We start from the raw sequence: 15,000 nt of genomic DNA, 5'->3' as shown, positions 1-15,000 counted from the left end.
TCGCCGCTGACCATGCGCGGAACCCAGCGCCGCTGCTGCTCCGGCGTCCCATAGCGCAGGATGTAGGGCAGCACGATGCTGCTGTGCAACCCGAAGCCGACGCCCGTCGCGCCGTGATAGGCCAGCTCTTCAGCGATGACGGCGTGGTAGCGGTAGTCGCGCTCGCCGAGACCGCCCAGCTCCTCCGGCGCCTCGAAGCAAAGGAAGCCCAGCTCGCCCGCCTTGCGCCACACCTCGCGCGGCACGATGCCGTCGTGCTCCCACTGTTCGTGATAGGGCAAAATTTCTTTTTCCAGAAAGCGATGAAAGGCGTCGCGAAACATCAGGTGCTCGTCTTGGTAGAGAGTTCGTCGCATGTGCGTCGGCCTCCTGGGAACTACACTCGTTCGATGATGGTTGCGATGCCCATGCCGCCGCCCACGCAGAGCGTGATGAGCGCCGTTCCTTTGCCGGTGCGCTCCAGCTCGTCGAGCGCAACGCCGAGCAACATGGCGCCCGTGGCGCCGAGCGGGTGGCCCATGGCGATGGCGCCGCCGTTGACGTTGACCTTTTCCGTATCCTCCAGCCCCATGTCGCGCAGGAAGCGCAACACGACCGCCGCGAACGCCTCGTTGACTTCGATCAGGTCGATGTCGTCGATGCTCATCCCGGCCTGTTTCAGCGCCTTCTGCGACGCCGGCCCCGGCCCTGTGAGCATGATCGTCGGCTCTGTGCCCACCAGCGCAGCGGCGCGCACGCGCGCCCGCGGGCGCAATCCCAGCCGCTCGCCCGCCGCCTGGGAGCCAACCAGCGCCAACGCCGCGCCGTCCACGATGCCGGAAGAGTTGCCCGCCGTGTGGACGTGCTCGATCTTGCGCACTTGCGGATATTTGGCCAGCGCAATGGCGTCAAAGTGCGTCTCGCCGATGCGGGCGAAAGCAGGCTTGAGCGCGGCCAGCCCTTCCAGCGTGGTGTTGGGACGGATGTGTTCGTCGTGCGCCAGGATCACCTCGCCCGCCTCGTTGCGCACAGGGATGATGGAGCAGAAACGCCCTTCCTGCGTTGCGCGCGCGGCGCGACGCTGCGACTCCAGCGCGTAACGGTCGAGCTCCTCACGGGAAAAGCCCTCGAGCGTGGCGATGAGATCGGCGCCGATGCCCTGCGGGACAAAGCCGATGGCGCTGCTCACGCGTGGGTCTTCGTACATGGGGCCGCCGTCGCTGCCCATCGCCACGCGCGACATCGACTCCACGCCGCCGGCCACCACCAACTCTTCCCAGCCAGAACGCACCTTCATGGCGGCGAGGTTGACCGTCTCCAGGCCGGAAGCGCAGAAGCGATTGATCTGCATGCCCGGCGCGTTGAGGTCCCAGCCGGCGTAGAGCGCGGCGGTGCGCGCGATGTTGCCGCCCTGCTCGCCGATCGGCGTCACGCAGCCGAGCACGATGTCATCGACCTGCGCCGTGTCGAGGTGATTGCGCTCCTGCAACGCGCGCAAGAGCGTCGCCAGCAGATCGACCGGTTTGACGGCGTGCAGCGCGCCGTCCTCCTTGCCCCGCCCGCGCGGGGTGCGGATGGCGTCGTAAATGTAGGCGTCAGTCATGGTGTGCATCCTCGAACAGGAACAAACGGGTCGCTGGAGCAATTACATCACAGGCCGCCGCTTCAGCCAAACTCATTCGCACGCTATCAAGCTCTAAAGTGTGGTATTCTGTTCTCAGAGCGAAGCGCCCCACGGACTCAATGTCAGCAGTACGCATCTGGAGGTAGGCCATATGAACGCAAAAGCCCACTGGGAGCACATCTACGCGCACAAGGCGCCGACGCAAGTCAGCTGGTATCAGGAGCACGCGCAGCTATCATTGGACTTGATTCATCGCGCAGGCGTCCAAAAGGACGACCCCATCATCGACGTCGGCGGCGGCGCTTCGACGCTCGTCGACGATCTGCTCGCTGCAGGCTTTCAACAGATCACCGTTCTGGACATAGCGGCGAAGGCATTGGAGTTTGCGCGGGAGCGTCTCGGCGCACGCGCGGCGCAGGTGACCTGGATCGAAACAGACGTCACACAAGCGGCCTTGCCTGCACAAGCCTATGCCCTCTGGCATGATCGCGCCGTCTTTCATTTTTTGACGCAACCCACCGATCGCCAACGTTACATCGAGAATGCACGCCGCGCCGTGCGAAGCGGTGGAAGCCTCATCCTGGCGACGTTCGCCCAGGACGGTCCCGAACGTTGCAGTGGGCTGGAGGTGACGCGCTACAGCGCTGAGCGCCTGCAGCAGGAGTTTTGCGCCGACTTTGAACCGGTGGAGAGCCTCTCTGAAAGGCATCGCACCCCTTTCGGGACAGAACAAAAATTCCTCTACTGTCTGTTGCGCAGGCGATAAAGAACGGGCTGCGAGCTGTCCTTGACTTGCTCGGAACCCCCTGCAATGGTACAACAGGCGATCGATATCGACGTCAGACCACGTGCAAAGGGTGCGATTGTCATGACAAGCCTGCTTCGATCTGCCGTGCTGACCCTGGTGCGTTTGGGGGTGCTTTGGGTCGTCGACGCCCTGTCGTTGTTTTTCACCGCTCAAATCATCCCTGGCGTCACGCTGGTTGGCCCCGAGGGCGCGTCGCCGCTGTTGATCGCGATGTCGGCTGCTCTGTTGTTGGCCATCGTCAACCTGCTGATCCGTCCGGCGTTGGTGCTGGCGGCGCAGCCGCTGGGTTGGGCGCCGCTGCTGATCATTGGATTCTTCGTCAACGCCCTTGCGCTCTGGCTGACGGCGTGGCTGCTGCCGGGGTTTGAGGTCGATCTTCTAGGCGGGCTGCTCGGCGGGTTCATCTTTGCTTTTTTCAACGCAGTTCTGACCGGCGTCATCGAGTTGGACGAAGACGGTTCGTTTTTCCAAAACCTGATCGAAAAACGCGCCCGCGAGCAACCCTTTGCGTCCGCCGCCGAGCCGGGCAGAGGGCTGATGATGGTGGAGATCGATGGACTGAGTTACTGGCACTTGAAAAAGGCGCTTGATGATGGCCTGCTGCCCACCTTGCAAGAGATGATCGAGGAGGATGGCTATGTGCTCTCGCGGGTGGATTGCGGCCTGCCTTCGATGACCTCTTCCTGCCAGGCGGGCATCATGTTCGGCGACAACTACGACATTCCTGCCTATCGCTGGTATGACAAACAACGGCGAAAGGTTTACGTCTCCGCCAGGGACGCCGCGGAGCTCAACGCCCGCTACGCCCATGGGCGCGGCCTGATGCGCGGCGGGTCGAGCATCATGAACATGTTCAACGGCGACGCGGCCAAGTCGATGTTTACACAGGCCAATCTGTTTGCAGCCAGCCCAGAGGAAAAGCGACGGCGCGCCCAGGACGCCGCGCTGTTGATGTTGAACCCTTACTTCTTGGCGCGCGAGGTGGCCTTCTTCTTTGTCGAGGTCCTCCGCGAGCTTTGGGAGGCGTGGCGGCAGAAGCGCAAGAATGTGTGGCCGCGCCTCAACCGCTTGGCGCACGGCTATCCTTTCGTGCGCGCCGCCACTTGCACCCTCATGCGCGACCTGGCTGCGCAGATCGCCATCCTGGATATGATGCGCGGCGCGCCCTCCATCTACATGCTCTATCTCGGCTACGACGAGGTCGCACATCATTCCGGCCCCTGGACGGACGACGCCTTCGGCGTGCTGAAGCGGCTGGATCGCACGCTGGCGCGCCTGCGCCACGTCGCCAAGGAGCGCGCGCCGCGTCCCTACGATCTGATCATCCTGTCCGACCACGGGCAATCGTTCGGCGCAACCTTTCTGCAGCGCTACGGCGTCACCCTCAAAGAGTTCATCGAACAACAGCTGCCCCAGGGCGTGACCGTCGCCCACTCGATCGGCGGCGACACCGGCGCCTTTGCGTTGGAGGGCGTCGCCGGCGAGCTGGCCAACATGCAGCAGAGCGCAGCAACCAACGCGCTGGGCGCCGCAATGGCGGAACAAGGGCGAAAGCTGGCGCAGAAAGGCGCAACGGTGGATCACGTCGAGAGCGAACTCGTTTCTTCCGCCTCCGTCACCGCCTTTGGCAGCGGCAACGCTGCGCACGTCTATTTCGACCTCTTCCCGCGCAAGATCAAGTTGAGCGAACTGAACGCCGCCTATCCTGGCATGGTCGATGCGCTGGTGCAGCATGAAGGGATCGGGCTGGTGTTAGGGTACGAAGACGACATGAGCGTCGTGGCGTTGGGCAAGCGCGGCAGGCGCAACCTGCACACCGGCGTCGTCGTCGGCGAGGACCCGCTGCTTCCCTACGCTCCGGCTGCGGGCGTCGGCGCCGCCAGCATCGAGAAACGCGTCTGGCAGCTCAAGCGCGTGATGGAATTTCCTAGCGCCGGCGACCTGTGGGTGATCAGCACCCTCTATCCCGACGGGACGGTGGCTGCGCTGGAGGAGCTGGTGGGCAATCATGGCGGGTTGGGCGGCGAACAGACCGATGCGTTCATCTTCCATCCGCCCGACCTGTCGGTGCCGGAGACGCGCAACGCCGTTGATGTTTTCCATATTCTGGACGGCCATCGCAATGCGCCGATTGTGGAAAAGGCGGCCCCGGCTCAGCCCGCTGTATCCGATTGGGCGCCGTCTACGCTGGTCGAAGGGCTGCGACGCTGGAAAGTCTGGCTGCGCTATGCGCTGGGATGTCTGCTCCTGGATCGCAGATCGTTCCAGCGCGTAGCGGAGGATCCCTATATGACGGGGCCCGCGCTCTTGATTGCCGTCGCTGCGACCTTTCTTTCATCCCTTGTCCGGGGCAGAGAAGCGGCTCCGCTTCCCTTTGTCGTTGATTTGCTCTTTTATTTTGTCGGCGTCGCCATCGTCTTCGCCGCCGGCTGGCTGTTGAACAAGCGGGGCAGTTTCACGCGCACTTTCCGCGCCCTGGGGTTTGCTCAGAGCGTATTTATCTTGCAAGTGTTCGCCTGGCTCCTTCCCTTTAGCGGCATCGTGCGCGCCTTTGCACTGGCGCTGGGATTTCTGATGACCTGGCTAGGCGCTGCGACGGCCCATGAGCTGCGCGGCTGGCGCACCGTATTGTTGCCGCTTGTCGCGTATCTCGTGATCATCGCAGCTTCGGCCTTTGTCGTCCTGGGAATGGCCGGCGCTTATTACACCTGGGAAGCTATTCTGCAGGATATTGGCTTGATGCGTCGGCCTTGATGCAAAACGCAGGGTGACGCGTGTTGCGGGGTTCGTGTTGCGTGATGCGTGGTTCGTGACACAATACGCACCACGCATCACGAACCATCTCTCATCGCAGCCCTGGGCGTTTGCTGCTGCGCTCTGCGTGCGTATCAAGCAGGTCCTTGAGCTTCTTGATGGAGTCGGCGGCGGCGGCCTCCACTTCCTGCTGGACGGACTCCTGGTTGGTGATGTAGGCCAGCCGCGTCCAGTAGGTGTTGTAGATCAGGCCAAGCCAGGTGATAAACTGCAAGTTCTCCTCCAGCGCCTGCAAGGGTCGCGTCAGAAAGAAGGTCAGAAACGCCACAACGCCGACGCCGCCGAAGAGCAGCGTGTACATCTCTTTGCCGCTCTCGAAGCTCAGCCGCGCGGCCACGATCAGCGCGCCGACGCCGACGAGAAAGAGCACCACGTACATGCCCACGGTCAGCCAGTAGGGGTACATGAAGGCGTTCAGCGTGCGGTCGAACATGCGGTTGTTGTTCTCAAAGCCTCGTTCGACATGCTTACGCCAGGCGTCGTACAGCTCTGGGTCCATGGCCATGGATGGGGGCGTCGGCATGGGAAGAGCGGCGCCCTGGCTGCTTGCAACAGGTTCGATTGCTTCGGTCATTCTTGCCTCCTCAAAGGTGGTTGCTGCAACGGTGGAGACCGGCGTCGGTGCGATGAGCCGGTCGTAGATGGCCAGTTGTTGACGAATGATGGCGGCGTAGGGGGGTGCGTTGCCTGCGCCGTTGTAGCCCGTGGCGAAGGCGAGAAAATCGCGGCGACGGATCGGCTCGACGAGCGAACGCGCCTCGATGAAACGAAACATTCCCTCCAGTTGCGCCCGCTCGCTGCGCTGGAAAGCCTCGAACATCTCCTGCACGGTGGGATAGCCGATCATTGCATGGTTGAAGCCCATGATCTGCGCCAGCCCCATGCTGATCGAACGCATCGCCGCGCGTTCATCCAGACCGCGCGCAAAGGTGAAGACTTCCCACTCTGCGGCCTGGTTGCCGTGAAATTCGCGCCAGGGGCTGTCCGGCGTCGGCCGCCAGGCGTGGCCGGAGGCAGGTCGCTGCGGGTCAAAACGGAAATGGGCGTCGAAGCGCGCCGGGTCGGACGGATTCCACTCGCGGCGGAAGACGTGCACTTCAAAGCGGATGATCATGCGTCCGTCCGGCCCGAAGGCGTCGCCGGCGGATTCGGCCAGCAGCACCGCCAGAGCTGCGCCAGGGTCGATGTTGAGACGGGCGGAGAGGCGGCGCAGGAAACCGCCGTAGCGATTCCACGTCTCGACGGCGCGACGCTCGGCTGCAGTGGCGCCGGAAGGGACTGCGATCTGTTCGGATGCAGGCAACGCAAGCGCTTCGTCCTCTTCCACCGGCGCAATGGGCTTGACATAGGCGGCGTACAGATACCCGTCCTCGCCTTCGAGCGCGCAGTAGAGCCAGTCGCCCAACGTCGCCAGCACCTCGACCGGCGTCTTGTCCGCCAACGTGCGCAGGACAGGGTTTTCGACGCCGGGGCCGGTGCGCAAGTTGAGGCCGTCCGGGGCATCGACGACGCCCCGCCACAGTAGCTGCGAGCGCAGTTGCGTCAGCAACAGGCTGCGCACCCTGGCGAAGGCTTCCCCGCTCAGGCCCGGCAGCGTCTCCAGCGCCGGCCCTTGATAGATGGCCTCTCGGGCGGAGGCGAGCTGAATCAACGAGAGCCCTGCGCGTTCGAGCAACGCCCACGGCGTCAGCCCCATCGCCAGGGCGGCGTCGTGCAGGGCGTTGATCATGTGCTGGTTGGTGTAGATGCGAGGGATCGTCGCGAAGCGTCTGTCGCCTGCGCCTGCGGCCAGGTGAGGACGCGGGGCAGGCGTGCGATAGACCTCGGGCGGGAGAGCGCGCAGCGCCTGTTTGAAATCCTCGATAATTCCCGGTCGATCGGCGATCGACCATTGCGGCTGGTCGTGAATCACGCCTGCCGGCGGCCAGCGGTACAGCACTAACGCCTGGATGGGTTGATGCGCAGGGTTGGCGTTCCAGTTGGCGATCTCTTCGTAGGCGGTGCGCACCCAGCCGACGTTGCGCCCATCTTCCCAGCCGGTGGTCGGCTCGGTGGGGTCGGTCTCCGTGATGAAGACGGGCAGGCCGCGCAGGCGGGCAGGCACCGCTTCCAGGAAGTCCTTGTAGCTGCCGAATTCGTCGCGCAGGTGACGATAACCGTCGGCGTTGTAGGGAACGTCGATGCGAATCCGCGAAGGGTCCAGGCGGCGGGTGTAGGTGTGAATGGCGAAGCCATCGCATTCGGCGGTGGGCAGCGCAGCCAGCGTGTCGGCGAAATATCGGGCCCAATCGCCCGACGGGTTGCCCGGATAACGCGTCTCGGCGTTCCAGGGCGCCGGCCCGGCCACCAGCACCAGGTCTTGCTCATGGCCCGGCAGGCGACGGATGGCGGCGCGGCAACGTCGATAGCAGTCGGCGTACTGCGCGGGTAGGATCGGCAGCCCGTGCGGTCGCTCCGCCGCGTGATTTGGCTCGTTGCCGATGATCCAGATGTGGCAGCCGGCGGAGCGCGCCACAAAGCGGGCGCAAGATTCGGCAAAGTCATCGTAGAAGGCGGGCGGTGGAATGCAGCCGTTCGGCTCATAGCCGTTATGCAGCCGCACGATCACCCCTAGCCCCTGACCGGAGAGCCGCGTGAAGTCCGCCGGGATATTGCCGCCGCCGTCCAGGCCGACGCTCGCCAGCTCCACCACCCAGCCAGGACGCCCGGCCTCCAGCATGAGATGCTCGCCGCCGGATTCGTGAAGGCCGTAAATGTAAGGCGCAAAGAAGTTTGTCGCTGCAGGCGAGGCCGCCGGCGCTGCAGCGGGCGACGAGGCGCCGTTGCTGGAGCGAGAAAGCGGCTTTTTGCGACCGTGGCTCCGTCGGCGTTTCGGCGCGCGTTCCTCTGTCGTCTGTTCGTGCTGCTCCTCGTGCTGCGTCGTCATCAGGTTTTTCCTTTTACTCCAACGGCGTAATGCCGTGGACCGTGCGCAGGTCGCGCAGCGACCATCTCCGAAACGCGTGCGCCTTCTCCGGCGAGGCGGCCTGTTTTTCCCAAAATGCAGCCTTCTGTCGCCCGATCGTGCGGGCCTCCTCGAAGGCATTGGAGCCGATCATCGTCGTCTCGAGGTAGTCCCACGCGCCGCTATTGGGGCCGGTCTCCCAGCCGACAAAGGCGTGGCCCGGAACGATGACGATGGCCGGGTTGAGGGTGGCCGCCTCCAGCAGGCTGGCGAAGAGCAGAGTTCCGTCGATGCAGTTGGCCTGTTTCTCTTCCAACGTCTCTCTGGGCAGGCGCACGCGTTGGCCGCGTGCGCTTTCGTCGGGGTTGAAGGCGATGAGGGAGTTGACGTAGGTGATCTGGGCGTCTTGCTTCAGCGCCTCGTAGATGGCGCGCACCTGCAGGGCGACGTCGCTCTGATAGCCGGAAAGTTGGCGTTCGGGGTGTCTGTCCGCCGCGCGGCGGAGGAAAAGCATCACCTCGCGGCGGTTCGGGGTCACAAAGGCGCCGAAGTAACGGCTCAGATCGACCCAGCCGCCGGCCGGATCGCGCACGGCGAGCGGCGCAGCGTTGCGCGCCAGCAGCCAGACCGTCAGCGTCTCGTGCGTCTCCAGCACGCCGCCGATCTCTTCGACGAACACGCTGACGGTGGCGCGCGTCAGCTCGTGGATGGGCTGGATGCGCTCTGGGAAAAGCGTCGGCAGTTGGGTGATGGTGCGGGTTGCGCCCGCCTTGCCGCGGCCTTCCAACTCGATGGTGTCGACGGCGTCGGCGCTGTAGCCCTCCAGCCGGGAAAGAATGCGCAGGCGTCGCGGCTTGAGATCGCCGTTTTCGACCGTGATCTCCACAAGGGGATCGGTTGCTTCGTCGAGCAGGTGATAGATGGCGGTGGGAACGTGCGCCATGCGCAGCTTGACCCTGGCCTCCAGTTTGGTTGTCGCCATGCTGCGCGTGACGGCGGTGCGGATTCGTTCCACGCGCGCCGCCTGAGAGACGGACGTTTCTGCGGCCTGCAGCGCAGCCTCCACGCCGGCAAGCTCTGCTTCGAGGTCGCCGGCCTCAGCCAACAGACCGGCGAGCCGGTCGGAGTCGGTCGTCTGGAGCACAGCTTGCTGCACCAGAGCAGCGCGCAGGCGCAACTCATATCGTCGCTGACGCAGGTTGGAAATCTCAGAGGAATCTGGCATTTGTCAAGTCTCAGACGTGTAGCGATTGATCTTGAATGCGCCGATGAAACTTTCCACGGAGTCTTCTACAGCCCTGCTTCTTGCGGTCGTCAACCAAAAGAAGCGCCGTTGGCGAATGGGTACATTCGCCCAATGAACTCCCTATCGAGTGCAGAGAGCTCACTGTTGCTCCAGGGAATTTCAAAGCCGCCGATGGTGAGCTCCTTCGGCACGGGATAAAGCATGATCGAAAACGGATCAAAGCGGGTGAAGGCGTCGGCTTTAGAGCGCGCCAGCACATTGGCGCGGATATAGTCCTCATTCCAGCCATTGGTGCGCTTGTAATAGGCGATCACCTTTTTCTCGTCCCACGGAATTTCGGCCACAGGGGAAAGATGCTCATGCACCAGGCCGAGCGCGTGACCAAATTCGTGCAACACCACGCGGCGATACTCCACCTCCGGCGTGGTCGGCGTCAGCCAGCCCAGGTTCATCGTCGGTCGTCCGGCGAGCTGAGGCAGGCTGCAATCGGTGCCCATGTAGGACCAGGAGCCCCAGCGCGGGTTGAACGCAATGCGGATTTCGGCGTCCGGCCCTGCGCCGAAGATGAATTCGACGTTGGCGTATTTGCACCACTCCAACGCAATCTCCTCGACGCGGCGGTGGACGCGCGGGTCGCCCTCCATAAAATGGACGCGCAGTCGCATGCCGTTGGGCCAGCGACGGAAGGTCTCCATTGCGGCGGAGAGCGCCTGCGGATCAGGCGGGCCGTCGGAGGTTTGCTCCAACGCCAACGGATGGTTCGCGCTGTTCAGCTCAACCGCGTGCTGAAAGGCGAAAGCTTTCAGGTGCGCCTCGGGCATCACGATCGTGCAAAGCCCTTTCAGCGGCTGTGGCTCGTCGGCTGCGTGCACTGCGTCGAATGCTTCCATGTTGACCTCCTTTGCGGCCGGCAATTCTATACATAAAGTTTACGCTCTTTTAATGAAAAATGTCAAAGCGCCATGCAAGGGGGCAATTTGCGGGGTGCATTCGACCCAGGGGGCGTTTCATGAATGGGACGTCAGAGATAGCGCAGCAGCGTGTTCGGGCGAGCGCGGCGAAAACTGCGATACCATGTGCAGAGAGGAAGCAAGATCGCCAGCCCGATGAGCCAGACGCTCACCGCCTTGACGACGCCCGGCGCAGCTACAGGCAGCAGTCCCACCCCCCGCCCCAACAGGCCGTAGATGACGAGATGCACGACGAAGGCGAAAAGCGCCACCTGTCCCAAAGTCACGAGCCAGACGAAGGGGCGCATGGAAAGCCATTGAGGGCGGGCCAGGAACAACGCGTACACCCAGCTTGCGACGCCGAAATTAAAGAGCAGAAAGGTCAGGCTCGGCGGCGTTTTATTCATGATCAGCCAGTAATAGGGAGGCAAGGAGGCATCGTAATGCCACAGGTCGCCAAAGCCGGCCAACGCTCGCAGCGCGGCCCACAAGATGAAGAGGCCGGCGCCGATGAAAAGCCAGGTGCGCCCGCGTTGCAGCCAGGGCTTGCGCACAATCGTCCCGAACGCGCTTCCCAGTGCAATCAGACTTCCCCAGCCGAGGATGGCAAATTCCGTCGCGGGGAAAGTTTCATAGCTGAAGTAGAGCAAAAACGCCTGCCAGTAAGCTACGCTTTGGTTAAAGTGCGCAGCCAGGGTGGGCAGCGCAAGCTGGTACAGGATCACCCAGGCGAAGCCGACAACGGCGACGACAAGCGGCGGCGCCAGACGCAGCAGGCTGACGAGGGCGATGCTCACCCCGATGCTGAGCAGCACATGCGTGTAAGGCGTTCCTCCACGCCAGGCGAGCCAGGCGACGGTCAGATCCAACACGGCCAGCACTGCAGCCCGTATCAGAAAAAATCGAGTGATTTCCCAGTTGTCGTCTCCCTTGCGCAGCCTGCCTTGGGCGTAGAGCGTCATGCTCACACCGGCCAGAAACCAGAAGGTGGGCGAGGCGATGTTGGTGAAGAGGCCCAGCACCCAGGAGGGCCAGTTGCCGAGCTGCGGAGTGAAGCCGCCGTAGCTTTCCGCCTGAAGGCTGACCAACACCGACGCGGCGGCGTGATCGAGCGCCATCGCCACGATGGCCAGCCCGCGCAGTGCGTCAATGGCGACCACCCGCGCGCCGGCCTGCTGCGCAGCGACGATGGGTTGCGCCGCGCTGTGCGTCACCGACTGCAGCGAGCGTGCAGAGGAGCGCGCCATGGTTCACCGCCCTTCCTTCAACCCCACACTGGCGTTTAACAAGGCTTCATAGCGTTCGCGCCAGTGACGGGCGATTGCAGCAGGCGTCGCCGTCCAGAAGTCGCCGCGCGCGAGGATTCTGTCTAGCGCGGCGCGCAACGCCGCGCGCCAGCCCGGGAAAAGCCTCTCGTCGAAGACGTAGTCGTGCACGTTGGCGACGAACAGCCCGCCATACGTCGCCGTGCGATCCACCAACGCAGCGACCGCAGTCTCGCGCCGCGCTTGCGCCCAATCCCTGCGTTGCATCAGCTGGGCGTCCATCCACGCCACCGGCAATTGCACCACGTCGATTTCACGGCCGCTTTTCTGCGCCAACGGAAAAAAGGGCGTTGCGCTCCCGCGGCGCCAGCCCAGATAGCGGTCGTGCGTGAGCGACGTGTCGTACAGCAGGCCGACCTCGGCGTGAAGCTGCAACGTCTCCTCCGGGTCTGCGGGATTCATATGCCAGTAATGATGGCGGTTGCCAAAAATCGGAGCGCCGGCGGCTTCCTCCAGTCGGCGTTTTTCCGCAGCGAAGCGCTCCCGCGAGGCGTAGGCGAGATAGCTGGCGTGCATGCTGACTTCCCAGCCGCCCTCGATCAAGGTGCGGAAGAGCGCGCGAAAGCGCGGAGACGTCACGTCGTAGAAGGGATCGGGCAGGCCGCGCGCGTACTCGATCAACGAGCCTTGTCGCGCTACAAAATAAAACGCCGAACGCACGCCATAGCGCTCTTCAAAGGCCATCCAGTCGGCAAACGCCCAGTGGTTGCGACGTCCGCTCAACACATCCCACGCAGGGGCGACGCCGCGGAGGCCCTGTCGCAGCAAGATGCGCAGCGGCTCCAGCCAACGGATTACTTCGGGGTAATCGACGTCGTGCGTAAGGGCGAGAGCGGCGCGCTTGCCGTGCGGCCAGCGGGGGAGCGGTTGGCCCACCCCTCCCTGACGCAACAGCGCGCCAAGCCCCTCCACGATCGCTGAGACGGGCGCTTGCTCCAACGCCTGACTTTCCAGCCAGGGCGCAGGCAGCGTATAGAAGCCATGCGGGTCCTGCGGCCAGGTTCGTTCTTCCTGACCCGTCAAAAACCAAAACAAATCGAAGAGAACATCTCGATGTATCCAGAGCGCGCTTCCCCTGCGTTCAAGCGGCGTCCGCCGGTCAGGTTCGTTCTCGAAACGCAGCAGAGGAAATGGTTCGCCGGCGGTGAAGGAGTGCAAACGATAACGAGAAGGCGAGCGCCAGCGATCATAGGAGGCGACGATCGCGATGGCTGCAGGAACGCGTTGGTCGCAATCCACGACGTAGGCAACGTCACACGGCTCACCCGGCGCAACTTCTCGCCAGCGATACCCTAGCGTCGTCAACGCCTGACGCCAGACCCAATCAACGGCTGGGCCGGCGATTTCGCGCAATGGAGGAGCAATCGAGATGCGAATTTGGGTCACAAACGTCCTATGCTTTTTGAAGCAAGAGCAAAGAGAACGCAGATCGGTGGAACGAACGGATCAGGCGATCGGTTCATCCGATGAAACGACCGCCTGATCCGTCATTTTTGACGCTCCGCGTTTCCTTTCCTCAGCGCCTTATCTGCTCACAATGGGCAGATACAGAAACTCGGTAGACCCGCCGCCTCCAACCTCCTGCACTTCAATGAGGGTCGTTCCCGTCGCCTCGGCGCCATCGTTATCGCGCACGCGCACGCGGACAGTCTTCTCGCCAGGCGTTGCGTAGCTGGTTGAAGCGCTGTTGAGCGGCTGATCGACCACATCGTACGTCCCATTGTTGTCCCAGTCAAATGAGTAGAAAAGTGGATCGCTCAGCTCCTGCACGGCGTTCACCGTCACCAGCACAGAGTCGCCCACCACCACAGGGCCGCTGTTCGTCACCGATGTGATGGCAAGGTTCTGCGGGTTGACCTGGACGGTCGTCGTTGTCGTCGCTGCGCCGCCGTCGGCGTCCGTCACGCGCACGCCCACCGTCTTGGCCCCCGTCGTCGTGTAGCTCACCACTGCACTCGGGCTCGCCGTCGTCAGGTCGTACACCCCGTTGTTGTCCCAGTCGAACTCATACGTCAGCGGGTCGCTCAGCTCCTGCACGGCGTTCACCGTCACCGTGGCGTTCTGACCGCGGCGCACCGGCCCGTCGTTCGTCGCCGTCGCACTCAGGCTCTGCGGCGTGATCTGGAAACTGGTCGTCGCAGTGGCCTCGCTGTTCTGCGAATCGCGCACGCGCACGCGCACCGTCTTGACGCCGGCGGAGGCGTAACTCGTCGATGCGGTTGCGCCCGGCTGATCCACCACTTCGTAGATTCCGTCGTTATTCCAGTCAAACGAGTACAGCAGCGTATCGTTCAACTGTTGCACCGCCGTCACCGAGACGGTGACCGCTTGCCCGCGACGCTTGGGCGCATCATTTGTCACCTGCGTAATCTGGATGACTTGGGCGTTCACCCGCACCGTCGTCGTTGCAGTCGCCTCACCGCCGTCGGCGTCGCGCACGCGCACGCGCACCGTGTAGTCGCCCGCAGTCGGGTAACTGGTTGCAGCGCTGCTGCCGGCTTGATCCACCACTTCGTAGACGCCGTCGTTGTTCCAGTCGAACGAGTAGGTCAGCGGATCGCTCAGCTCCTGCGTCGCCGTCACAATCACGGTCACGGGCTGATTGCGCACCACAGGACCGCTGTTCGTCACATCACTGATGGTCAGCAGCTGCGGCGTCACCGTGATAAACGTTGTGCCGGTGACGACGGCGCCCTGGCCATCCGTGACGCCATACCCTACCGGTTTGACGCCTGTGCTTGCAAAGCTTGCAGAGGCGGCGTTGGACGGTTGCACAATCTCGAAGACGCCATTGTAATCGAAGTCAAAGCCGTAGGTCAGCGGGTCGCTCAGCTCCTGCACGGCGTTCACCGTCACCGTGGCGTTCTGACCGCGGCGCACCGGCCCGTCGTTCGTCGCCGTCGCACTCAGGCTCTGCGGCGTCACCGTCACCACCGTGCTCGTCGTCGCTGCGCCGCCGTCGGCGTCCGTCACGCGCACGCCCACCGTCTTGGCCCCCGTCGTCGTGTAGCTCACCACTGCACTCGGGCTCGCCGTCGTCAGGTCGTACACCCCGTTGTTGTCCCAGTCGAACTCATACGTCAGCGGGTCGCTCAGCTCCTGCACGGCGTTCACCGTCACCGTGGCGTTCTGACCGCGGCGCACCGGCCCGTCGTTCGTCGCCGTCGCACTCAGGCTCTGCGGCGTCACCGTCACCACCGTGCTCGTCGTCGCTGCGCCGCCGTCGGCGTCCGTCACGCGCACCGTCACCGTATAGAGCCCGGTGTTCGGATAGGTGGTCACGGCGGTGTTTGAGAGCGCATTCTCCACG

Annotated in this window: 10 protein-coding genes (1 of these 10 only partly in view); 2 read left to right on the top strand and 8 right to left on the bottom strand. The window is 63.6% G+C overall.

The window, feature by feature from the left end; genetic code table 11:
• Together Q0367_RS14865 and Q0367_RS14860 are read right to left on the bottom strand one after the other, a co-directional pair.
• A protein-coding gene (locus Q0367_RS14865; protein ID WP_297637058.1) for an acyl-CoA dehydrogenase family protein crosses the window boundary here: on the bottom strand, positions 1 to 356 show its beginning. The gene continues 787 nt to the left of window position 1, outside the view; only the first 356 of its 1,143 coding nucleotides appear in the window; it begins with the start codon at positions 354 to 356; the stop codon falls past the left edge of the window.
• A 20-nt stretch (positions 357 to 376) separates the two neighbouring features.
• Positions 377 to 1,582: an acetyl-CoA C-acetyltransferase gene (locus Q0367_RS14860; RefSeq protein WP_298983178.1), complete on the bottom strand. Its 1,206-nt coding sequence runs from the start codon at positions 1,580 to 1,582 to the stop codon at positions 377 to 379.
• 172 nt (positions 1,583 to 1,754) lie between these two features.
• Here Q0367_RS14860 and Q0367_RS14855 point away from each other — a divergent pair, with 172 nt between their 5' ends.
• Positions 1,755 to 2,369: a class I SAM-dependent methyltransferase gene (locus Q0367_RS14855; RefSeq protein ID WP_298983176.1), complete on the top strand. Its 615-nt coding sequence runs from the start codon at positions 1,755 to 1,757 to the stop codon at positions 2,367 to 2,369.
• Between the two features lie 102 nt (positions 2,370 to 2,471).
• Complete coding sequence (locus Q0367_RS14850) at positions 2,472 to 5,165, top strand: phage holin family protein (RefSeq protein WP_297637049.1); 2,694 nt, start codon at positions 2,472 to 2,474, stop codon at positions 5,163 to 5,165.
• A 91-nt stretch (positions 5,166 to 5,256) separates the two neighbouring features.
• Here the strand turns inward: Q0367_RS14850 and Q0367_RS14845 are convergent, their stop codons facing one another.
• From Q0367_RS14845 to Q0367_RS14820, 6 genes are all read right to left on the bottom strand, one after another.
• Positions 5,257 to 8,151, bottom strand: coding sequence for an N-acetylmuramidase domain-containing protein (locus Q0367_RS14845; protein WP_297637046.1), 2,895 nt, complete (start codon positions 8,149 to 8,151; stop codon positions 5,257 to 5,259).
• Positions 8,152 to 8,164: 13 nt separating this feature from the next.
• The gene (locus Q0367_RS14840; RefSeq protein WP_297637043.1) at positions 8,165 to 9,394 is read right to left on the bottom strand and encodes a hypothetical protein; all 1,230 of its coding nucleotides are present in this window, start codon (positions 9,392 to 9,394) and stop codon (positions 8,165 to 8,167) included.
• 89 nt (positions 9,395 to 9,483) lie between these two features.
• Positions 9,484 to 10,305: a hypothetical protein gene (locus Q0367_RS14835; protein ID WP_297637040.1), complete on the bottom strand. Its 822-nt coding sequence runs from the start codon at positions 10,303 to 10,305 to the stop codon at positions 9,484 to 9,486.
• Positions 10,306 to 10,436: 131 nt separating this feature from the next.
• Entirely contained in the window at positions 10,437 to 11,612 is a 1,176-nt protein-coding gene (locus Q0367_RS14830; protein ID WP_298983173.1) for a DUF1624 domain-containing protein, read from the bottom strand.
• A gap of 3 nt (positions 11,613 to 11,615) precedes the next feature.
• Entirely contained in the window at positions 11,616 to 13,076 is a 1,461-nt protein-coding gene (locus tag Q0367_RS14825) for a polysaccharide deacetylase family protein (RefSeq protein WP_298983171.1), read from the bottom strand.
• Between the two features lie 138 nt (positions 13,077 to 13,214).
• Positions 13,215 to 15,000, bottom strand: a 1,786-nt coding sequence (locus Q0367_RS14820) for a PKD domain-containing protein (RefSeq protein ID WP_298983169.1), incomplete at its 5' end; no start/stop codon positions are given.

The sequence above is a fragment of the uncultured Caldilinea sp. genome, from assembly GCF_937128415.1.
In the GTDB taxonomy this organism is placed as follows: Bacteria; Chloroflexota; Anaerolineae; order Caldilineales; family Caldilineaceae; genus Caldilinea.
Note: the sequence above shows the minus strand (reverse complement) of the source record. Positions and strands in the feature narration are given on the sequence as shown.

Coding starts and splice junctions, on each gene's coding strand:
- Q0367_RS14855 (WP_298983176.1), top strand. CDS start 1,755: ATGAACGCAAAAGCCCACTGGGAGCACATCTACGCGCACAAGGCGCCG.
- Q0367_RS14850 (WP_297637049.1), top strand. CDS start 2,472: ATGACAAGCCTGCTTCGATCTGCCGTGCTGACCCTGGTGCGTTTGGGG.
- Q0367_RS14860 (WP_298983178.1), bottom strand. CDS start 1,582: ATGACTGACGCCTACATTTACGACGCCATCCGCACCCCGCGCGGGCGG.
- Q0367_RS14845 (WP_297637046.1), bottom strand. CDS start 8,151: ATGACGACGCAGCACGAGGAGCAGCACGAACAGACGACAGAGGAACGC.
- Q0367_RS14830 (WP_298983173.1), bottom strand. CDS start 11,612: ATGGCGCGCTCCTCTGCACGCTCGCTGCAGTCGGTGACGCACAGCGCG.
- Q0367_RS14840 (WP_297637043.1), bottom strand. CDS start 9,394: ATGCCAGATTCCTCTGAGATTTCCAACCTGCGTCAGCGACGATATGAG.
- Q0367_RS14835 (WP_297637040.1), bottom strand. CDS start 10,305: ATGGAAGCATTCGACGCAGTGCACGCAGCCGACGAGCCACAGCCGCTG.